The organism is Okeanomitos corallinicola TIOX110, assembly GCF_038050375.1.
GTDB classification, from domain to species: domain Bacteria; phylum Cyanobacteriota; class Cyanobacteriia; order Cyanobacteriales; family Nostocaceae; genus Okeanomitos; species Okeanomitos corallinicola.
Window position 1 is genome coordinate 1356975 of the sequence record NZ_CP150886.1, and the last position, 22072, is coordinate 1379046.

20 protein-coding genes are annotated in these 22072 nt (G+C 37.9%); 8 read left to right on the forward strand and 12 right to left on the reverse strand.

Features of this window, described 5'->3' with window-relative positions; translation table 11 throughout:
• Nucleotides 1-43: 43 nt before the first annotated feature.
• The gene (moaA, locus tag WJM97_RS05890; RefSeq protein ID WP_353932110.1) at nucleotides 44-1030 is read right to left on the reverse strand and encodes a GTP 3',8-cyclase MoaA; all 987 of its coding nucleotides are present in this window, start codon (nucleotides 1028-1030) and stop codon (nucleotides 44-46) included.
• A gap of 301 nt (nucleotides 1031-1331) precedes the next feature.
• Between moaA and WJM97_RS05895 the strand changes: the two genes are divergently transcribed.
• Nucleotides 1332-2363 carry a hypothetical protein gene (locus WJM97_RS05895; RefSeq protein ID WP_353932111.1) on the forward strand — a complete coding sequence of 344 codons (1032 nt, stop codon included), beginning with the start codon at nucleotides 1332-1334 and terminating at the stop codon, nucleotides 2361-2363.
• 51 nt (nucleotides 2364-2414) lie between these two features.
• Here WJM97_RS05895 and WJM97_RS05900 read toward each other — a convergent pair whose 3' ends face one another.
• A complete protein-coding gene (locus WJM97_RS05900; RefSeq protein ID WP_353932112.1) occupies nucleotides 2415-2705 on the reverse strand; it encodes a 4a-hydroxytetrahydrobiopterin dehydratase in 291 nt (96 codons plus the stop codon).
• A gap of 134 nt (nucleotides 2706-2839) precedes the next feature.
• Here WJM97_RS05900 and WJM97_RS05905 point away from each other — a divergent pair, with 134 nt between their 5' ends.
• Nucleotides 2840-4243: a protein kinase gene (locus WJM97_RS05905; protein ID WP_353932113.1), complete on the forward strand. Its 1404-nt coding sequence runs from the start codon at nucleotides 2840-2842 to the stop codon at nucleotides 4241-4243.
• A gap of 766 nt (nucleotides 4244-5009) precedes the next feature.
• On the opposite strand, the gene WJM97_RS05910 is transcribed toward WJM97_RS05905, so the two are convergent.
• Complete coding sequence (locus tag WJM97_RS05910) at nucleotides 5010-6611, reverse strand: tetratricopeptide repeat protein (RefSeq protein ID WP_353932114.1); 1602 nt, start codon at nucleotides 6609-6611, stop codon at nucleotides 5010-5012.
• Between the two features lie 187 nt (nucleotides 6612-6798).
• Here WJM97_RS05910 and WJM97_RS05915 point away from each other — a divergent pair, with 187 nt between their 5' ends.
• A complete protein-coding gene (locus tag WJM97_RS05915) occupies nucleotides 6799-7644 on the forward strand; it encodes a DUF4351 domain-containing protein (RefSeq protein ID WP_353932115.1) in 846 nt (281 codons plus the stop codon).
• 34 nt (nucleotides 7645-7678) lie between these two features.
• On the opposite strand, the gene WJM97_RS05920 is transcribed toward WJM97_RS05915, so the two are convergent.
• From WJM97_RS05920 to WJM97_RS05950, 7 genes are all read right to left on the reverse strand, one after another.
• The gene (locus WJM97_RS05920) at nucleotides 7679-8446 is read right to left on the reverse strand and encodes a serine protease (protein WP_353932116.1); all 768 of its coding nucleotides are present in this window, start codon (nucleotides 8444-8446) and stop codon (nucleotides 7679-7681) included.
• A gap of 22 nt (nucleotides 8447-8468) precedes the next feature.
• A complete protein-coding gene (locus WJM97_RS05925; RefSeq protein ID WP_353932117.1) occupies nucleotides 8469-8987 on the reverse strand; it encodes a COP23 domain-containing protein in 519 nt (172 codons plus the stop codon).
• A 115-nt stretch (nucleotides 8988-9102) separates the two neighbouring features.
• Nucleotides 9103-9900: an SAM-dependent chlorinase/fluorinase gene (locus WJM97_RS05930; protein WP_353932118.1), complete on the reverse strand. Its 798-nt coding sequence runs from the start codon at nucleotides 9898-9900 to the stop codon at nucleotides 9103-9105.
• Nucleotides 9901-9986: 86 nt separating this feature from the next.
• Nucleotides 9987-10277 (reverse strand): Asp-tRNA(Asn)/Glu-tRNA(Gln) amidotransferase subunit GatC, encoded by a 291-nt coding sequence (gatC, locus tag WJM97_RS05935; protein ID WP_353932119.1) that lies wholly within the window; start codon nucleotides 10275-10277, stop codon nucleotides 9987-9989.
• Between the two features lie 85 nt (nucleotides 10278-10362).
• A complete protein-coding gene (locus WJM97_RS05940; protein WP_353932120.1) occupies nucleotides 10363-10884 on the reverse strand; it encodes a photosystem I assembly protein Ycf3 in 522 nt (173 codons plus the stop codon).
• Nucleotides 10885-11153: 269 nt separating this feature from the next.
• Nucleotides 11154-12644 (reverse strand): UDP-N-acetylmuramoyl-L-alanyl-D-glutamate--2,6-diaminopimelate ligase, encoded by a 1491-nt coding sequence (locus WJM97_RS05945; protein ID WP_353932121.1) that lies wholly within the window; start codon nucleotides 12642-12644, stop codon nucleotides 11154-11156.
• A 32-nt stretch (nucleotides 12645-12676) separates the two neighbouring features.
• Nucleotides 12677-12985 (reverse strand): glutaredoxin family protein, encoded by a 309-nt coding sequence (locus WJM97_RS05950; RefSeq protein ID WP_353932122.1) that lies wholly within the window; start codon nucleotides 12983-12985, stop codon nucleotides 12677-12679.
• 88 nt (nucleotides 12986-13073) lie between these two features.
• On the opposite strand from WJM97_RS05950, the gene WJM97_RS05955 reads away from it, so the two are divergent.
• Nucleotides 13074-13538, forward strand: coding sequence for a DUF29 domain-containing protein (locus WJM97_RS05955; protein WP_353932123.1), 465 nt, complete (start codon nucleotides 13074-13076; stop codon nucleotides 13536-13538).
• Between the two features lie 248 nt (nucleotides 13539-13786).
• Here WJM97_RS05955 and WJM97_RS05960 read toward each other — a convergent pair whose 3' ends face one another.
• Nucleotides 13787-14359 carry a hypothetical protein gene (locus tag WJM97_RS05960; RefSeq protein WP_353932124.1) on the reverse strand — a complete coding sequence of 191 codons (573 nt, stop codon included), beginning with the start codon at nucleotides 14357-14359 and terminating at the stop codon, nucleotides 13787-13789.
• 285 nt (nucleotides 14360-14644) lie between these two features.
• On the opposite strand from WJM97_RS05960, the gene fbp reads away from it, so the two are divergent.
• The 4 genes from fbp (at nucleotide 14645) to WJM97_RS05980 (ending at nucleotide 20776) form a co-directional block, all read left to right on the forward strand.
• On the forward strand, nucleotides 14645-15682 hold the full coding sequence (fbp, locus tag WJM97_RS05965) for a class 1 fructose-bisphosphatase (RefSeq protein WP_353932125.1): 1038 nt from the start codon (nucleotides 14645-14647) through the stop codon (nucleotides 15680-15682).
• A 435-nt stretch (nucleotides 15683-16117) separates the two neighbouring features.
• Complete coding sequence (zwf, locus tag WJM97_RS05970) at nucleotides 16118-17647, forward strand: glucose-6-phosphate dehydrogenase (RefSeq protein WP_353932126.1); 1530 nt, start codon at nucleotides 16118-16120, stop codon at nucleotides 17645-17647.
• 122 nt (nucleotides 17648-17769) lie between these two features.
• Entirely contained in the window at nucleotides 17770-19140 is a 1371-nt protein-coding gene (opcA, locus tag WJM97_RS05975; RefSeq protein WP_353932127.1) for a glucose-6-phosphate dehydrogenase assembly protein OpcA, read from the forward strand.
• A gap of 214 nt (nucleotides 19141-19354) precedes the next feature.
• Nucleotides 19355-20776 (forward strand): DnaJ domain-containing protein, encoded by a 1422-nt coding sequence (locus tag WJM97_RS05980; RefSeq protein WP_353932128.1) that lies wholly within the window; start codon nucleotides 19355-19357, stop codon nucleotides 20774-20776.
• Nucleotides 20777-21429: 653 nt separating this feature from the next.
• On the opposite strand, the gene WJM97_RS05985 is transcribed toward WJM97_RS05980, so the two are convergent.
• Complete coding sequence (locus WJM97_RS05985) at nucleotides 21430-21954, reverse strand: tetratricopeptide repeat protein (RefSeq protein WP_353932129.1); 525 nt, start codon at nucleotides 21952-21954, stop codon at nucleotides 21430-21432.
• Nucleotides 21955-22072 lie beyond the last annotated feature (118 nt).

A 22072-nucleotide genomic window follows, 5' to 3' on the forward strand; every position in this document is an offset into this window, starting at 1 on the left:
AAGTCAAAATAAATACTAATGACTAATGACTAATGACTAATGACTAACCCCCAATTTGCGACATGGTACGGGTGTAAGTGCCGAGAGTGCCTGGGTCGCGTTGTTTAAAGTTAATTTCTGATTTAAAGTTTAATAGATTTCTAACTTGTTCTTGTAATTGAAAAGTGCTAATGCCAGCACGTAAGGAAGATTTTAAATCTATTTGACCAGTTTCATTTAATAAACAGGGACGTAACCAACCATCAGCGGCAAGACGAACTCGGTTACAGCGATCGCAAAAGCATTCTGACATCTGACTAATAAAACCGAGTGTTCCCTTCGCACCGGGAATTTGAAATACATCCGCCGGCCCGTTACCACGCACTGCTGATTCTGTTAAACCCCAACGTTGACGAATGCGATCGCGTAATTCAGCGGAAGAAACCCAACCGCGATCGCCAAACAAATCACCATTACCAATCGGCATAAATTCAATAAATCGCACGTGCCAATTTTTATTAATTGTTAAAGCGGCTAATTCCAACACTTCATGGTCATTTACACCGGGTATAACTACAACATTTAACTTCAGCGGGTCAAATCCCACCTCATAAGCTTTTTGAATCCCTTCCCAGACTTGTTGCCAACGTTTACGACCATGATTACCGATAATTTGCTCAAAAATATCTGGATCAAGAGAATCTAAACTAATGTTAATTCTTCTTAACCCAGCGTCATAGAGATTTTGGGCTATGGGTGCTAATAAAAACCCATTGGTAGTCATTGCCAAATCTTGAGTTTGGGGAAGATGGGCAATTTTACTAACCAAATCCACCACATGAGGACGCAGTAGAGGTTCACCCCCAGTTAAGCGAAAGCGAGTGAAACCAAGAGGAATAAATACTTCTTGGAGAAGAGTTATTATTTCTTGATCAGTTAATAATTGTTGTTTGAGAATATATTGTAATTCTGCACCCTCTGGCATACAGTACAAACAGCGAAAATTACAGCGGTCAATTAAACTAATGCGGAGATAGTCCACTTGATTCATAGTTGTTTTTACTCATAGATTCATCTCTAGAGTATCGAAAACATTAAGAAACTGCTGGTGAAATACTTTTGTACTGCTCAATACCTTAGCCATTTTCTGCTTTGTTGGGTTTCATACCTCAACCCAACCTACGAATCAAGGCTTTTTCCAATTTGGATAAGGTATTGACTTCTGTTAAATTGATTTAACTATTTTTGGATTTTTCAACTATAATGTTTACCTGCTAATTGTTGCTGATCCTGTGTAAGTACGCAGAATTAGTAACAGTTAGTTGATTGCATACACACAAGAGCTAGACATCGTGCAAGATACCGACTCTATGAATGACCTTGCTGCTGCACTGCAACAGCCTGTAGACTTAGATTTTGAATTACCAGATCCTGAAGATGAAGGAATTGCTGAGTCTGACTTTTTACAGCAGTTAGATGTAGCTTGGCAAGTATGCGATCGCTTTGATTTGCAGACAGAAATTTGGCGTGGTCGCATTTTACGCGCTATCCGTGATCGGGAGAAAAAAGGTGGGGATGGTAGAGGTACTGGTTTCCTGAAATGGTTGAAGGAGAGGGAAATTAGTAAAACTCAAGCCTATTCTTGGATTCAACTAGCTAACAGTGCTGATACTTTAATACAAGATGGTAAACTTGACCCCAGTACAGTTAATAATTTTAGTAAACGGGCTTTTGTAGAAACTGCTAAATCAGTACCAGAAGTACAACAGATGGTGAGTGAAGCTGCCCAAAAGGGCGATCGCATCACCCGTAGAGAAGTCCGTCAACTCACCGATGAATGGACTGCCATGTCCTCAGAATTATTACCTGAACCCGTTAAGGAAAAAGCCGCAGATAATAGCCTTCCAGCCCGCTACATTGCTCCGCTGGTGAAGGAAATGGAAAAACTGCCCGAATCCCATCAGCAGATGTTACAACGGGAAATAGCGGCTAATCCAGATGTGGACACTCTCAAACAAGCAACTACAGAAGCTAGACAACTGGCAAAATATCTCAAATCTGCCGTGCAAGTACAAGCACTAACAGAAAAAGATGTAGATATTGAAACCGCTTTAGAAGAAGCTCAAAGAATTGGCTGTTTGAGTATTGCTGCTGATTTAGTCAATCAAGCATCCCAAATGGAACAGGGAATTGCTAAGTTGTACATGACTTGGAAAAAAATTAGTAACCTAGCTGATAGATTGTACGTTGATACAGGTGCAAGTACGCCATGTTTGCGATCGCTCCTCAGTTGTGTAGAACCACTAGGTGGGGAAATCATGGAAATCAAACTTAGTGGTGCAACAGAACATCATATTAGGTTACAAATTCAGGAAACGAATTAGGTAATGGGTAATGGGTAATGGGTAAACTACCTTTTTTCACCTATTCCCTATTTACTTATAATTTTCTTCCATTTTCTTGGCTAATTCCACATCTAAATTACTGATAGCATTACCGATGTCATGGGTAACAAGATTCACTCTCACAGTGTTGTAAACATTAAACCATTCTGGGTGATGTCCCATTTTTTCTGCATGAACACCTACAGTTACCATCCAACCTAAAGCTGTGGAAAAGTCTTTAAATTTATATTCCTTATATAATTTACCTTCTTTGATTTGCCAACCTGGTAAACTATTTAAGGCTTGTTGTAGTTCGGTTTCGCTAAGTTTTTGTGCTGCCATTTTTTTTATTTACACAGAGACTTCTAAATATTCATTGTATCTAAATCAGAAAAATTATTGTACTGCTTGTGTCAACATTATAAATATATAAACAAATTAGCAAAAGTCATATTCTGGGTTGAGGGGTGAATCTAATGATAGGTAGAATTATAGACGGACGATATCAAATTATCAAAGAAATAGGAAATGGTGCTTTTGGAACTACCTATTTAGCAGAAGACAGCAAACGTCCTGGAAATCCTCAGTGTGTTGTCAAGCATTTTACACCGGAAAATCAAGACCCGGAGCTATTAAAAAAAGCTGAAGAATTATTTGACAGAGAAGCGAAAATACTAGAAAAACTCGGTAAACATCCCCAAATCCCCCAACTTTTAGCACATATCGCTGAAAATCAAGATTTTTTTATTGTTCAAGAATATATAGAAGGACATGATATCTCTCAAGAATTACCTGCGGGTGTTCTTCTCAGTGAAGATTTTGTGCTTAAATTATTAATAGAAATTCTCGAAATTTTAGTAGTAATTCACGAACAAGAAGTAATTCACCGAGATTTAAAACCTCAAAATATCAGAAGAAGAACAACAGATAAAAAAATAGTAATTATTGATTTTGGTGCAGTCAAACAAATCAGCACGCAAAATTTAGGAAATCAAGCACAAAAACATCCAACATTTATTGGTACTCCTGGATATACACCACCAGAACAAGCAAACGGAAATCCTGTTTTTAGTAGTGATATTTATGCTGTGGGAATGATTGGTATTCAAGCACTAACGGGAATACAACCACAAAGTCTACAACCAGATAGTCGCACTGGAAAAATAATTTGGAAAAATGATCTTCAGGTTAGTAAAAAACTTGCAAATGTGTTAGATAAAATGGTCAGTTATCATCATCAAGACCGTTATCATACCGCAAGTTTAGCATTAAAAGCATTAGTACCTTTAAAACCCAAATCTTCCCAACCATTACCAATTGGAGGAAGTTTTATTTCTAAAGGTCTGTTGTTAAAAATTGCAACTTCAGGATTAGGAATAGTAGGAATAATTTTAATGGTTCTATTTTTTAATCGTCCTCAATCTGAATGTGGAGGAAATTTAGCAAGTTATGAAAATACAGAATATAAATTAAGTCTTGAATATCCTCAATGTTGGTTTAAAAATACAACACCAAATGCTGTTAGTGGTAAGATAGTTTCCTTTATTCAACCTCAAACTTCAGCTAGATTGATAATTAACAGTTTTGAATATTTAGGGACTTTAGATAAATTGCAAGAAATTCAAGAACAGGATATTACTAATAATTTAGCAGATGGGAAAGTTGTTCAGAAAACTGAAAGTACAATTTATTTCAGTAATAAAGAAGGGAGAAAAATTATTGCGACTGGTAAAAATGGTGAAGAGGAAATTAAAAATATGTATGTGATGACTTTGAGTGATAATATGGCTTATGTGATTACATATTCAGCAGCTATAGATGATTATGATCAGTTTTTAAAAACAGCGGAAACTACTATTAAATCTGTTGCAATTAAGTGATGAGATAGGAATCTATAGGACTCCTATTTGAATTTTGATAGCTTGCGTGGCGTAGCCATACAAAATTAGGTATTGTAGGGTGTGTTAGAACTGAGTTCGTAACGCACCATTATTCAGGGTTTGGTGCTATTGAATCTGTTGCAATTAAGTGATGATATAGGAATCTATAGGACTCCTATTTGAATTTTGATAGCTTGCGTGGCGTAGCCATACAAAATTAGGTATTGTAGGGTGTGTTAGAACTGAGTTCGTAACGCACCATTATTCAGGGTTTGGTGCTATTAAATCTGTTGCAATTAAGTGATGAGATAGGAATCTATAGGACTCCTATTTGAATTTTGATAGCTTGCGTGGCGTAGCCATACAAAATTAGGTATTGTAGGGTGTGTTAGAACTGAGTTCGTAACGCACCATTATTCAGGGTTTGGTGCGTTACGCTGACGCTAACACACCCTACGTACTACGTACTATTTGAATTTTGATAGCTTGCGTGGCGTAGCCATACAATACTATTTAAAGTAGGTTTTGCGTAAGTCCTGATTTGTTGTCTGAATTTGATTAAAAAACCTCTTGACATTTTTCTAATTTAGGTTATGATTAAGTTATAGTCGGAATCTGTGTCGCCAGATATTCGCACCTTTGGGATTGATGGGATGGAAGAAAACCAATTGATATCAAAAATGCCCAAAAATTCATCAACATCATCAAAATAAAACATCCTGTACTGCGACATCGCTCAGTAACCATAAATCCCGATCTGAAATTATCATCGTTGTTGTAATTCTCTGATTCTATTTAAAGCATCTTGGTAATCTGAACTTTTACCCTGTTGTTGATACAATTTTGCAGCTTGTCGAAAGTCAGATATTGCTGTTTCATGTTTTCCTAAATTCCTATATGAAAGTCCCCGGTTGTAGTAGGCATCAGCATAGTTAGGATTAATTTTAATAGCTTGATTATAATCTGCGATCGCTTTTTGATAATCTTTTAAATCATAACGTGCAATTCCCCGGTTGTTGTAGGCTAAATCAAAGTTAGGATTAATTTTAATAGCTTGATTATAATCTGCGATCGCTTTTTGATAATCTTTTAAATTATAACGTGCAAATCCCCGGTTGTTGTAGGCTTCAGCATAGTTAGGATTAATTTTAATAGCTTGATTATAATCTGCGATCGCTTTTTGATAATCTTTTAAATTACGATGTGCAACTCCCCGGTTGTTGTAGGCTTCAGCATAGTTAGGATTAATTTTAATAGCTTGATTATAATCTGCGATCGCTTTTTGATAATCTTTTAAATCATAACGTGCAACTCCCCGGTTATTGTAGGCATCAGCATAGTTAGGATTAAGTTTAATAGCTTGATTATAATCTGCGATCGCTTTTTGATAATCTTTTAAATTACGATGTGCAATTCCCCGGTTGTAGTAGGCTTTAGCATAGTTAGGATTAATTTTAATAGCTTGATTATAATCTGCGATCTCTTTTTGATAATCTTTTAACTTAGAATATGTAGCACCACGATATAATAAAGCCTCGGTGTTATTAGGATTTAGATTAAGAACTCGATTATAAGCTAATATAGCCCCTTGATAATCTCCCTTGCCATACTTTTCTCCAGCTAAAGCAAAATAATCATCAGCAGTAAACTTAGAAGGTGTCGGACGAATTATGGGGGTTTTAGTATTTCCTGCTGCTAGTTGCAAATAAAAATTAATGGGAACACCAGCATATCTATCTAACTTGTTATTATCATATTCATCCTCACCCCTACCATGAATACCTATCAACTCTCCCTGCTGGTTTAACACAGGTCCCCCACTCATCCCTTTGAGAGTTGGATTAGTATAAATTAAATTATAACCACCATCCACAGTTACCTGTTTAGCATTTGCAGAAACTTGCCCATCTAAACAGTCATACAAAGGTACAGTAATATTGGCAGTTTTGGGACGAAAACCACCGACATAAACATTATCCCGACGTTTCACTCCATCAGAATTCCCCAATTTAGCAACTTGATAATTGTTATTACTCCTAAATTTTACCTCTGCTAAATCTATATCAGATTTCAAAGGTTTAACACTCTGCACATTGAGGGGGTAACGTTGGCCATCATGGGTGACAATAGAGTATTTTAAGTCAGTATTTTTGAAATTATGAAAAGAAGTGAGAACAGTATAAAGATTTCCTTCTTGTTTGATTAAAGTTCCCGAACCTGAGTTTTTACCGTTATCTATTAAAACTGTGATTTTTTCCCCAATTTCATCTATTTTTTTATCGCAGGATAAACCCTGTGCTGTCGCTGGTTGAGTCAGGGTAACAGATGTGAGGATAAATAAGGTGGGGATAGTGTATTTATATTGCATAATAATATTTGTCTGAATCAGGATTTCCTGGATTTAAGGATGTACAGGATGTAATTTTTAAATTGCTGGTTTTCATTTGGGTGAAATTGAAAGATTAAATTTTGTCAGAAAAATTATTTTAACCATGGCCAAAAATTATGTAAGAATCTGGACGATAACAATTACCAGATTCGGAGAATAATATACCTTGTCCTACGATAACACGTGTAAGTACCTAGCTGAAACCTATCCTCAAGATTTTGCTAAATGGTTACTCTCCTCTGATACATCAGAAGTAGAAATCTTGAAAACCGAACTTAACTTAGAACCCATTCGTGCAGATGCGTTAATTTTCTTGAAAGTCGGTAATAAAATTTTACATTTAGAATTTCAAACCACACCAAAATCTAAAACACCCCTTGATTTTCGGATGTTGGATTATTACACTCGTTTGAAACGTCAATATTGGTGTGATATTTACCAAGTGGTGATTTTTCTCCAACCTACCACTTCAGATATCGTGTTTAATAATCAATATGTGGACACCAACACTATCCACAAATACAGAGTCATCAGAATGTGGGAAGAAGAACCAGCACCTTTACTAAATAACCCCGCACTCTTACCTTTAGCAACTTTAGCAAAAACCAACTCACCAGAAAATCTGTTAACCCAAGTTGCTGATGCTGTAGATATGATTGAATCTAGAACAGCACGAGAAAATATTTCTGTTTGTACACAGCTTTTAGCTGGTTTACGGTTTGATAGAGGTTTGCTTAAACAACTATTTCGGGAGGATATTATGGAAGAATCAGTAATTTATCAGGATATTCTGCTAAAAGGTGAAGAACGGGGTTTACTCAAAGGTAAAAAAAGAGAAGCACTCGATTTAATTCTCCGTCTGTTAAAACGTCGTTTTGGTAATATTCCTGTGAGGATAGAAGAAAAACTTCCCAATTTAGCATTAACCCAATTGGAAGATTTAGCGGAAGAATTGTTAGATTTTTCCCAGCTAGATGATTTGGTTAATTATATGGCCAATATTCCTGAGTAATTATCTCACGCAAAGACGCAAAGACGCAAAGGGTTTATTTTTTGTCGTTGGGTTTTAGTTTGTTTATGGGTACTGCCCAACTTAGACGAATTATTTTTTGATGTAATGTGTCCGCTGCTGGTGTACCATCTATAAAAATAGAGGGAACATCCCAAATTGGGTAAGCGTGCATTCCGTTGACACCGACTAACTCACCCTGTTGATTTAATAATGCTCCCCCGCTCATACCTTTATCTAGTTGGTTGGTGTATCCTATTTGATATCCTTTTTCTAAGGCTTTATCTAAAATTAAGGCTATTTTCCCGGTGGTGAGTGTAAATTCTTCGACTTCGCTATTTTCTTGGTTGATGGGAAAACCAACTACAAATACCTCATCTCCGGTTTTGGGTTTGTCTCCAATAACCGCAACTGCATAATTTTCATTGCTGGAAAATTCCAACATTGCTAAATCATACTTTTCTAAATCAGGATTTTTTAATACTTCGGCTTGATGCACTTTCCCATCTGGAGTTACTATTTGATAAGGTGGTTCGTCTGCTGCTAACACATGAGCATTGGTTAATATCCTATAAATATTATCTGTTCGCTTCAGTAAAATTCCAGAACCCAAAAACTGCGTTGATATCACTTTCACAGTAATATCTTTCCCTCGTTGTTTTATCTGCGGTGGGGAAAATATGGTTTTGGGTTTATCCAGATGGGAATTTTCAGCATAAACTGTCAAATTTGCAGATGAAGCTGAAAGCAACAAAGATAAACCACTAATACAAGTAATTAATTTGATAATGTTAAAATCAAGCAATTTGCAAAAAGGTGATAGTTTTTTACTCAGCTGCTAAATTATCCAAATAGATATCAAAATTAAACATGATATGATCAGGATCACTATTTTGAGTGATAATTTCACCAGATGCTAAAGCATTGCGATTAAATAGTCTATTAGCTACGGTTTTTGCCTTTGCACCCCGTTTGAGAGTAAATAGTAAATTTCTGCTGTTACAGACTATATTAGAGTTGCTTCCAGCACAAATAACAGGTTCACTATTGAGTGTACCCGTAGCAATTCTTTTTAGAGTTCCGTTATCATAACTTCTCTGAAATCTCGATGAGACTGTAGTACAGCGGTATTTAAGATTATAAGGTTTAGGAAAATCTGTAGAAGTCCAACCCATCACCTTATATCTTCTCCCATCTTCCGTCCGCGCAAAGGTAAAATATTCACCACCTAGTACAGCACAGTAAAACTTAGTACCTCCAGCATAACTAGGTTCACTGATACTCAAAGTAGTAGCTAAAGCCAGTAAACACCCAGAAATAAAAGTTGTGAATAGTTTATTTTTCATTTTCAGCTTTATTTTTAACAGTAATTTTTATACTCTAATTTAACAATCTCTTCTTCTCTTACTTAGCGCCTTTGCTCCTTAGCGTCTTTGCGCGAAACTACCCCTATAGTATAAATTAGTAAGACTGCAAAAACAAGACTTGTACATTATCAAGATATCTCATCTGTAATTGCTTTTGTGCATTACCGCTATTTACAGCAATTTCTACCCACCCGTGACTACCAACCAAAGCTAAAACTTCCCCCATTTTCACATCACTGTAAGTAGTACATCCTGGGATAGTTAAATTATTAACTTTTACATACCAGGGTTTACTCTCTACACAACTTGCAGGAATATTAGTGACTAAATTACCAAAGTGATCTATATATTGAATACAACCCTCTACACCATTGGTTTTTCTTTGACATTCACCAATATTTAACCTAATCAAAGTTTCAGGATTGATTTGATTTCCTAACTCTTGCAGAGATACACCACTAGCTAAATGTGCTGCGACTGATGCGAAAATATCTCTACCGTGAAAAGTGCTGCTAGGTTGAGATTTCCGCCAATATTTATAATTATTTAATTCTACTGCTGCGATAATCGGATGTTGTGAAAAAATACCACTAAAAATACCGTTATCGGGTCCGACAAGATAACCTTGAGCTAATTGTACTGCGATCGCTCTCCTTTTACTACCAACTCCCGGATCTACCACAGCTAAATGTACGGTACCATCGGAAAAATAAGGATAAGCATTCATCAAGCAAAACCTACCTGCGGTAACATTTTGTGGTGTAATCTGGTGTGTTAAATCTATTAAATTCAAATTTGGGTTAATTTGAGAAATTACACCTTTCATTACCCCAACATATACATCATTATTACCAAAATCACTCAATAAAGTTATAATTCTTGACTTATTCATTTAATTACTAATTTATAAAAATAAAAGTAGGGTGCGTTAGGTAGCGTAATGCACAAACTAACTTACACCCTACATAAAAAACTGATTTAATCAGCATTGAGGATTTTAGGAACTTTGAAGAAATCACCTTCCTGTTCAGGTGCGCTGCTGAGAATCGCTTCCCGTTCAGGATAAGGTTGTAAATTATCCTCTCTGGTTACATTACTAACATCAATAGCTCTAGTTGTCGGTGCTACATCAGTAACATCAAGTTCACTCAACTGCTCGATGTAATCCAGAATATCACTAAGTTGGTTAGAAAATTTCTCCTCTTCCTCTGGTGTCAATTCTAACCGAGCAAGATTAGCTACTTTGTGGACTTGTTCACGATCTATCATAGATTAATTATAGGGCATTGGGCATTGGGCATTGGGCATTGGGCATTGGGCATTTTTACCCAATCACCTATTACCTATTACCAAATTAAAAGAATACGTCAATTTGCGATCGCCCGGTAGTTTTTAACCAGTTTTGTGCTTCAATGTAATTATTAGGAGCAAGGCGAATTGCGCGAATCCAATAATCTGCGGCTTGGTCAAATAAAGCTTCTCCAGCGTCGTTATCTCCCTCTTCCTTAGCCTTCTCACCTTGAAAATGATAAATCACAGCAATATTATTTAAAGCCTGGGGTAAACGAGGATTTAACTCAATGGCTTGATGATAAAATTCTAACGCTTTATCATGATCACCATTACTGGCATAAATCAGACCCATATTATAGAGAATGTAACTCTTATCATTGGTATCTTCTTCCAACGTTAGAGCTTCCTCATAATATTCTAAAGCTTCAGCATATTCACCCTCAGCCTGGGCTGACATACCATCACGATAATATACAAATGCCTCTTTAGCTTTTTTGTTAGTTGGCAGCATTTTCAGAATAATATCTGCCATGACGGTAAAAGACTTGTCAACAAAGTTATCGTTTTTCTGTGTTCTTGGCATAATTGTCCATAAGGTAACTCAATTAGTAATCTAACTGATTTTTAGTGATCAGGTGACAGTTGACAGTTGACAGTTGACAGGTGACAGTTGACAGTTGACAGTTGACAGGTGACAGTTGACAGTTGACAGTTGACAGTTGACAGTTGACAGTTGACAGGAGTCAGGAGTTTAGAAGAATAAAAAATTAATTTTTCTCCCCCTCTCCCCATCTCCCCCTCTCCCCATCTCCCTCTCTCCCCATCTCCCCCTCTCCCCCTCTCCCCAACTTTCTACACCTTACTAACGCTTCTCATCTTCAAAGCTTCCCGTGCTTGTTCCCTGTCATCAAAATGGATTTTCTCAGTACCCAGAATTTGATAATCTTCGTGACCCTTACCTGCTAACAATACACCATCGCCAGGTTGAGCTTCCAGTATAGCAGTCCGAATTGCAGTAGCGCGATCGCCAATTACCATAGGTTTAACTCTATCAGGAATCCCCGCCAAAATATCCTCTAAAATCTTATCAGGGTTTTCCGTCCGGGGATTATCAGAAGTCACCACCGCAATATCAGCCAATTCTGCGGCAATTTTACCCATTTTCGGGCGTTTTGTCCTATCTCTATCCCCTCCACAACCAAACACACAAATCATTCTACCCGGTATAAAAGGACGAGCAGCTTTCAGTAAATTTTCTAAGCTATCAGGAGTATGGGCATAATCTACAATCACGCTCACATCTTGCTTATCGCTAATTTGCACCCGTTCCATCCTGCCAGGAACACCAGGAAAATCAAGTATAGATTTTGCCACAACTTGTAAATCTACACCCAAATGTAAAACTGCACCTACAGCAGCTAAAAGATTTTCTAAATTATATTGTCCCACCAGAGGAGAAGTAAAAGCCACATCACCTTGAGGACTATGTAAAATACCACTCACACCATTGGGATGATAACTTAAACCACTCATCCAGAAATCGGCATGATTATCATTAACACTATAAGTCCAAACTTTATCTTTACCGAACCCAACAATTAAACGCTGACCATATTCATCATCAGCATTAATAATGGCCCTACCTTGCAAATAATCAGGACTAAACAACAAAGCCTTAGCCCCAAAATAATCTTCCATATCCTTGTGATAGTCAAGGTGATCTTGGGTAAGATTAGTAAACACAGACACTGCAAACGGACAACCCAAAACCCTATCCTGTGCTAAAGCATGGGAACTGACCTCCATTACTCCAAACTCAGACCCAGCATCAACCGCTTGGGCCAAATTTTGCTGTAAGTCCACCGGAAAAGGAGTAGTAAAAGCCGCAGTTTCAGAAAAACCAGGCCAGCGAGTATAAAGAGTTCCTAACAAAGCCGTCGCTAAATTAGCTTTTGTGAGAAAATATTCAATCAGGTGGGTAGTTGTGGTTTTACCGTTCGTGCCGGTAACACCCACCATCTTTAATTTTTGACCAGGATAACCATAAAAAGCAGCAGCAATTTGAGCGCAGACCTTATTCATATTACTGCTACTAACTACCACATCTGCGGAGGAAGGAGGCTTTTTAGTCATAGCTTCTGGGGAGACAATAGCAGCAACCGCACCAGCAGCTAAAGCACTAGGCCAGAACTCACCCCCATCAACCCTAGTTCCAGGGATACCAATAAACAAATCTCCCACACCGCAAGCATGGGAATTAGTTTTAATACCCTTTACCTCCACATCCTCAATATTCGAGTATTCCAAACCATCAACAACCGCTAACAATTCCCGTAATTTCATATATCCCACCTCAACACAAGATTACCTTGCGCTTATTCTGCATTATTTTTTTCTGGATTGGGAAGATATTTTAATAGTAATTGTTCCAATTGCTTAACATTTGCACGAGGAGAAGGACGGGGTATAGGTTGCAACTCTTGTATATTCTCTGTGTCCTCTGTGTCTCTGCGGTTCGATAAAAACAAAACCGGAATTTCATACTGATAAGCATTAAACCAATCTTCACGGGTAGTTATATCCCGGATTTCCAAATCAAAAGAAATACTCGTGATTTGTTCTAGTTTTTCTTGTAAACCTTCACAGAGATGACAACCGGGTTTACTGTAGAGGATTAATTGCATAATGTTAGTAGTTCTTTCATTATTGTAGAGGCAGGTGTGCTAACTGTGCTATAATAACAAAAAATCTATATTTAAATGGTAACTAATAATGGAAAAAATAAAAATAGAAACCGATCAAAAAAGTCTGTATAATCGAGATTTTTATATTTGGCTACAAACCACAGCCAATTTATTAGAAAATAACAAGTTTGCAGAATTAGATATTAAAAATTTAATAGAAGAAATCAATAGCATGGGTAGAAGCGAAAAAAAAGAATTAAAATGTCGTTTAATTATTTTAATTGAGCATATTCTGAAACTGGAATATTGGCAAATAGAAAAAGAAAATAATGCTAGAGGATGGCGCAATACAGTTGCAAAACAAAGATTACAAATAGAATTAACTCTAGAAGAAAGTCCTAGTTTAAGAAATATGCTCGATGATATTTTTGAAGAATGTTATCAAAAAGCTAGGCAATATATTCTCAAAAGATATCAATTATCATCAGATTTATTTCCTGAAAATCCACCTTTCTCTGTTGTAGATGCTCTTAACCCAGATTATTTACCATAAATTCTAGACACTACTGTTATTTATTTGGGTAACGATACAGCATATTCCATTGTTATGAGGTACAAATCATCATAATGAAACTTTTGTGGGGTGGGCATCTTGCCCGTCAATAGTGTACCTCATTAAACCTGCTGTAAATATAATTAGGACTTACGCACGAGTTACGGAATATCAAACCGCAGAGGACGCAGAGAACACAGAGGAATAGGAATTTGATAGACTTCTTGCATAAGTCCTAATATTAATAACTAAACTGTTACATTCACTTTTTTGGCCAAATGTTTTCTCCGCAGTTTAGCAGCACCAAAACAAATACCTAATGTTGCTAGTCCTACAGTTGAATTAAGTTCAAAGGGAACAGCAGTAACAGGAGCAAATTGTATTGTGTATCGGGAAGAAGTAGAATAGTAAAATGAGCCTGAGCTAAAAAGTGCGCTAGTGTAACCCAAATTTCCTGGTGTTCCTAAGTACAATTCTATAGAAGCATAGCCAAACAGCACATTGGCAAAAGTAATATTACCACCAGTAACCACAAAGGCATTACCGCCACTAGACGTTGAAAGGAAATTATAACCAGAAGTGACTCCCCCGCCACTGGGGCTGGATGTAACTGCTGCTGTAATACCTGAACCAGCGTTATTACCCTCTACTAGATTACTTAGTGTTCCGGTAACAAATCCGTTAGTCCCTACATCTTGAAACGAAAAAGTGAAATCAAGGGCATTAGCAGGAGTAGCACCTAACAAAACAGAAGCTACAAATCCAGCCACGGTAAGGGCTTTAGCTATTATAGGGAGTGTAGAATTTTTGATTTTTAGCATGAGAGTTATGTCTTAAATCGTACTTCACTTACACAGTATACGCAACTTAAAACAGAGTTAAAAATCACCAAAAAATTTAATAATTTCAGTAACACTACTTAATAAAAACAGTTATTTACTTATTCGTTATAGTTCAGGATTTTATCGCCATTTCTTTAGTTTATATAAAATCACATTTAACTTATCGAAATCCCTTTCTACTATAGAAGCAGTGGCTAATCATCGTCCCTAAAGATTGCCATAGATAAAAGTAGCCTCATAGTAAAATTCCAGGAAATAACTAAAATGACTCAGATATCAGAACCTTTAGATTTATCCACAGACAAAACCCTAGACCGTGATTGTACAACCCTTTCCCGCCACGTCCTCCAACAACTCCAGAGTTTTGGCCCCAACGCCCAAGATTTAAGTGCTTTAATGAATCGTATCGCCTTGGCAGGTAAACTAATTGCCCGAAGATTCAGCCGTGCGGGATTAATGGAAGACGTACTGGGATTTACAGGGGAAGTAAATGTTCAAGGTGAATCTGTGAAAAAAATGGACATTTACGCCAACGAAGTCTTTATTTCCGTATTTAAGCAAAGTGGCTTAGTTTGTCGTCTAGCTTCCGAGGAAATGGAAAAACCCTACTACATCCCGGAAAACTGCCCCATTGGTCGCTATACCTTGTTGTATGACCCCATTGATGGTTCATCAAACACAGATATTAACCTCAGTTTAGGTTCAATATTTTCTATCCGTCAACAGGAAGGAACGGATTCAGATGGTGAAGCTAAAGACCTATTAACCAATGGCAGGAAACAACTAGCAGCCGGTTACATTATTTACGGACCTAGCACAATGCTAGTTTATAGTATGGGTACAGGTGTGCATTTCTTTACCCTTGACCCCAGTTTAGGGGAATTTATTCTCACCGAAGAAAACGTGAAAATTCCTGAACATGGTTCAGTTTACAGCGTTAACGAAGGAAATTTTTGGCAGTGGGACGAATCATATAGAGAGTATATTCGCTATGTTCATCGGACAGAAGGATACACAGCCCGTTATAGTGGGGCAATGGTGAGTGATATTCACAGAACCTTAGTTCAAGGTGGTGTGTTTCTCTATCCAGGAACATTACAAAAACCAGAAGGTAAATTAAGACTGCTTTATGAATCTGCACCTTTGGCATTTTTGATAGAACAAGCAGGAGGACGTGCAACTACTGGAAAGATGGAAATTTTAGATGTAGTACCAAAACAGTTACATCAACGTACACCTTTAATTATTGGTAGCAAACAAGATGTAGCAAAAGTAGAATCTTTTTTGAAAAAAGAGGATTAAACTAACTGGCAATTTATAACTTTTGAAAAGTATGAAACTGATTTTTTAAGTTGGATTATCTAAAACTTAAAAGATTCTAACATCAGCATCATTTATGGTGCAGTAATGTCACAACTACTGGTAGAAGGTGTTGAGATAGCAGGTGACAGGTGACAAGTTACAGGTGACAGGGCTAGAAGTCTTTCATTATCTAAGTTTTAGCTTTGGTTGATGTCATAACTGTCTTGTCCATTGCTATAAATTGGTTCAACTTTTAATCAACCCTTCCAGTCCCTAATGAACTCTTTAAAAGAGCGAATTAAGGTATTGTCACCAGTGTAGGGCATTGGGCATTGGGCATGGGGCATTGGGTAAATTATTCTTACCCATTACCCATTACCCATTACCCATTACCCATTACCAATCCAAAATCTCAAATCTCAAATCTAAAATCCTATGGTCAATCTGTTAGAAAATCCCTTGCGGGTTGGTTTACAACAACAGGGGATGGCCGAACCCCAAATTATTGTTATCTTCGGTGCGTCAGGGGATTTAACCTGGCGTAAACTCGTACCTGCATTATTTAAACTTCGTCGGGAAAGACGCATTCCTCCAGAAACCACCATTGTTGGTGTTGCTCGTCGTGACTGGACTCATGAATACTTCCGTGAGCAGATGCAAAAAGGGATGCAAGAAGCGCATCCTAAAGTTGAACTAGGAGAACTTTGGGAAGATTTTTCTAAAGGTTTATTCTACTGTCCTGGTAATATTGACAACCCTGAAAGTTACCAAAAATTGAAAACCTTCCTGGCGGAACTTGACCCGAAACGGGGAACAAGAGGCAACCGGATGTTTTACCTTTCCGTTGCTCCTAACTTTTTCCCCGAAGCGATTAAACAACTAGGTTCTGCGGGGATGTTAGACGATGCTGATAAAAGCCGTTTGGTGATTGAAAAACCCTTTGGTCGTGATTTAGCATCAGCGCAAAGCTTGAACCAAGTAGTGCAGAAGGTTTGTAAAGAAAACCAAGTTTACCGCATTGACCACTACTTGGGTAAGGAAACTGTACAAAACCTATTGGTGTTCCGGTTTGCCAATGCCATTTTTGAACCTTTATGGAATCGGCAATTTGTAGACCACGTACAAATCACTGTTGCGGAAACCGTGGGTGTAGAAGACCGGGCGGGATATTATGAAAGTGCTGGTGCGCTGCGGGATATGCTGCAAAACCACCTGATGCAGTTGTATTGTTTAACTGCTATGGAAGCACCCAACGCCATGGATGCTGATAGTATCCGTACAGAAAAAGTAAAAGTATTACAAGCGACTCGATTAGCGGATGTAAATAATCTCTCTCGTTCTGCCATTCGTGGACAATATAGCGCGGGTTGGATGAAAGGTGAACAAGTGCCTGGTTATCGCACAGAACCAGGTGTAAATCCTGAGTCAACCACACCTACCTATGTGGCAATGAAGTTTATTGTGGATAACTGGCGTTGGCAAGGTGTACCTTTTTATCTGCGGACAGGAAAGCGGATGCCGAAAAAGGTGAGTGAAATTTCTATCCATTTCCGGGAAGTGCCATCGAGAATGTTTCCCTCAGCAGCATTACAAGCAAATGCCAATATTTTGACATTGCGGATACAACCAAATGAGGGTATTTCCTTACGTTTTGATGTGAAAATGCCCGGTGGCGATTTCCGTACCCGTTCTGTGGATATGGACTTTACCTATGGTTCGTTTGGGATTGAAGCTACATCTGATGCCTATGACCGCCTGTTTTTAGATTGTATGATGGGCGACCAAACATTATTTACAAGGTCTGATGAGGTAGAAGCGGCTTGGCGTGTAGTTACACCTGCCTTGTCTGTGTGGGATTTACCCGCAGACCCTGCGACTGTTCCCGAATATGAAGCGGGTACATGGGAACCAGCAGAAGCAGAATTACTTATCAATCAAGATGGTCGCCGTTGGCGCAGACTTTAAGTATTTGGGTAGTAGGTAATGGGTAGTAGGTAATAGGGGGGTTATATGCCCAATGCCCAATGCCCCATGTCCCATGCCCCATGCCCCATGCCCAATTATCAATCTAAAATCCAAAATCAATTATGGCTACTCAAGCTTCTACTATTTATTCTCTCCAAGCCCCCAAAGATGTTTCCCTGACGGACATTGAAAACGAACTTAGTCAAATTTGGCAAAGTTACGGTATTCAAGGGGAAGATGGCGGTTTACCTGCTGCTACCCGTGCGGCAACTTTTACTTTGGTGGTTTACGAACCTGAAGAAACCCAGTATTTGTTAGCGGCTACTGGTTTTTACAATGGTCCTATTGATGGGATTTTGGGACCCCAAACCGAAGTGGCGTTGCGGGAATTACAAAAACAACACAGTTTACCAGAAAGCGGTATTCCTACACCTGAAACTGTGACTGTCCTACGGGAAGAATATTTTAAACTTCAGCACAGTGGGGAAAAAGGCGCTAGTCACGGTGCGGCTATGGGCTATACTTACAGTCCTACTAGCCCCACTATTGCTGATGAAATTGCTTTGCGTAATCCTTGCCGGATTATTGCTTTATGTCCCATTGCTGGGGAAGATGAAGGGGTGAAGGCACAGGTTTCGGCTTATTGTCCGATTCAAAAGCAATCTTCTAGTACGCTGATTTGTTGTGAATACATTACCCTAACTGGTACTGCTGCGGCTTTGGAACGGATTGGGGGTATGATTCCAGCTTTGTTAATTGGCGGTTTACCTAAGTTTTTATGGTGGAAAGCTACTCCTGATTCTCAAAACCCTTTGTTTAAGAGATTGGCAGCGGTTTGTAATAATGTAATTGTTGATTCTTGTAATTTTAATGCTCCTGAAAGTGATTTGTTAACTTTGCAAGATTTGGCTGACACCGGTGTGCCTTTGGCTGATTTAAATTGGCGGCGTTTGTCTGCTTGGCAAGAGTTAACTGCTGAGGCTTATGATGCTCCCCAACGTCGTGCGGCTTTGAGGGAAGTTGACCTGGTAAATATTGACTATGAAAAAGGCAATGCCGCCCAGGCTTTGTTGTATTTGGGTTGGTTAGCTAGTCGTTTGGAATGGCAACCTGTTTCTTATCAGAAGGAATCTGATGATTATGATATTACCAAGATTGTTTTTGTGGCTAAAGACCAAAGACAAATAGAGGTGGAGTTAGCAGGTGTTCCTGTGGCTGATATTGGTGAAATTGTTGGTGATTTGATTGCTTTGCGGTTGAGTTCTACTAATAGTGAAGCTAATTGCGGAACGTTGATTTGTAGTGAGACTGGCGGTTGTATGCGAATGGAAACTCAAGGTGGCGCTCAGGCTGCTGGGTTGTTCCAACAAGTCAGTTCTCTTGCTGAACAAAAGCCGGAAATTTTGTTAAGTCAACAGGTGCAACGTTGGGGTCGTGAGGCTCTTTTTGAGGAGAGTTTGGCGGTGATTACTAAGTCTATTAAGTTGGGTTAGTTTGTGTTTTTATTTGTTGTTAATTCCCCGATTTTTTGATAGGTCGGGGATTTTTTTGTCTGTATTAGGATTTTCAGGATTAAATGAACCAAGAAGGAAGAAGGGAAGAAGAGAATAACCATGCGGATAGTATGGGAATAGGAGAAGACAAGACGAAAAAAAGCAAGTTTGTGATTTACTAGATATAAATGAGTTTTTGTGTTGATTTTTAACCATGAGTGATCATCTGGGTATCCATCGCGCTTACGAAATTCTTGGTTTAAAACTAGGTGCATCTGCTGAAGAAGTTAAGCAAGCTTATCGTCAGATGGCTAAGAAGTGGCATCCTGATCAGTTCTTGCAACCTGAACAGAAAATAGTGGCTGAGACAAAAATCAAAGAAATCAATGAGGCTTATGCTAAATTAAAGTCTGATTATATTCAGCCAAATAATCAAACTGCGTCCAAAGAAATTAGAATTGACTATAGTGTTAACTCTGCGGAAAATTTCTACCAAATGGCAATGCAGAAAGCCCAAATGGGTAAATATAGTGAAGCAATTGAAGATTTTACCCAAGCAATTCGACTTCATCCTAATTATATTGAAGCTTATAAATATAGAGGTTTAGCTTGCTCAAAACTAGGATATGAAAATAGAGCTAAGTCTGATTTTAAAAATGCTAGAGAAATAGAATTAAAGCTTAAAAAAAGACCATCTCAAGTTGCTTCACCTCCACCCCCTACACCATCAAAATCTCCATCTCAAGCTTCACCTTGGAAATGTGTACATACTTTTAGTCATAGCAGCTGGGTTTTTAGTGTAGTTATCAGTCCAGATGGGCAAATTTTAGCTAGTGGTAGTCGTGATCAAACTATTAAAATTTGGGATTTAAACGCACACAAATTACTATATACTCTCACTGGTCATACTAACTGGGTTAGATGTCTTGCTTTTAGTTCAGATAGCCAGACTTTGGTAAGTGCTGGTGAAGATGGCAATATTTTGATTTGGCAAGTATCTACAGGTAAATTACTTAAAACTTTAAAAGTACATTCAACGCCAATTTATACGGTCTGTTTATCCTCAGATGGAGAAACTATTTTTAGTGGTGGTCAAGACAATACTATTAAGATTTCTCATCTAGGGATGGGACAATTAATGCACATTCTTAAAGGTCATGCTAACTTTATTCACTCTTTGGCAATTTGTCCAAAAAGATATATTCTTGTTAGTGGTAGTGTGGACACAAGAATTAAACTGTGGAATTTAAAAAATAAAAAATCACTGCATACTTTTATAGGTCATTCAAGTTGGGTGAATTCTTTAGCTATTAGTCCTGATGAAAAGATTTTGGCTAGTGGTAGTTATGATCAAACTATTAAACTCTGGGATATCAATACAGCGAAATTAATTAGCACTCTTAGTGATCATCACAGTTATATTTGGTCTGTTGCTTTTAGTCCTGATGGTGAGTATATTGCTAGTGGCAGTGCAGATTATACAATAAAATTATGGCGGGTTAGTACAGGAGAACAATTATATACTTTGGGTAGTCATACTGATTGGGTTAATAGTATTGCTTTTAGTCCTGATGGAAAAACTCTTGCTAGTGGTAGTCGAGATATGCAGGTAAAAATTTGGCGTTGTGATCTGTAAAATTAAATAGGGTTTGCTGTTCGCGGAGCGTGGCGTAGCCATAAAAGTCTTGTCGTGGAGACAGGTGCTACGCCACGGTGACAGGTGAGAGTTTTAAGAGTTGGATGGGAGCGATTTTTCCTTTGAATCAAACTTAAATGCAAGGTTTTCGAGTTCTCACCGCCTAAAAGCTTGCACTTTCTCAATTTCAAATAGCCTAAAATCCTTTACCTACAATGTTTTCAAGTTTATATGCCTGACGGCACGCTACGCGGACAGCAAACCCCAATTAGGTAATATGCAAAATTTTTTCAATGTTTTACAAGTTGGGTTACAGTTTGTTGAACACGCAGATTTTGTAAATAGGGTTTGCTGTTCGCGGAGCGTGGCGTAGCCATAAAAGTCTTGTCGTGGAGACAGGTGACAGGTGACAGGTGACAGGTGACAGTTTCAAGAGTTGGATGGGAACTATTTTTCCTTGAAGCAGGAATTAAATGCAAGGTTTTTCAGTTCTCACCTCATCAAAGCTTGCATTTTTTGAAAGTCAAAATCGCTAAAATCGTTTACCTGTAATGTTTTGAGATTTATTCAGCAAGCCCTAAATAAGTTAGGTAGAATTCTGTAGGGGTTTAGCAATGCTAAACCCTGAGTCCTATTCAAAAAACCAAAGAAAATTACGCCGAAACTAATCTTCTTAACGACTCTGCCCGACGTTTTGCTGTAGCATTATTAGGAGCAAGTTTCAAAGCTTCTTCATACATTTCCAATGCCTGAGCAGTTAATTTCTTTTTCTCGTAAGCATGACCAAGATTATTAAAAGCTACTACATAATCTGGTTTTAATTTCAATGCTTCTTTGTACTGTCTAATTGCTAAGTCATATTGTTCTTGAGCAAAATAAACATACCCCAAACCATTATAAACTGGGGCAATATCTTCTTCTTCCTCTTCTTCAGCAGCTTTGATGGCTTTTTGAAATAAAGAAATTGCCTGGGTAAAAACTTTTTTCTCTGAATAAATACTCGCTAATTCGTAATATTCTTGAACTGTACCTTTCTCTTTTGTTAATTTGGTTTTTAAGCGAGCAAGGGAATTTTCCAATTTACGAGTTTTAAAAATCTGACGAAAAACTGCTACACTTGCAAACAGGAGTAAAACAACGAAGATGGAAAGATAAATTATTGCTAGATTAGTATCCATTGGCTACCATACAAAATATTAAATGTGTTTTCTCTCTCTATTTTGTCACTCTTCCGAAATAATGAATGATGAATTATGAGGAGATCAAGGAGATCAAAAGGTAAATATTTCTCCCACT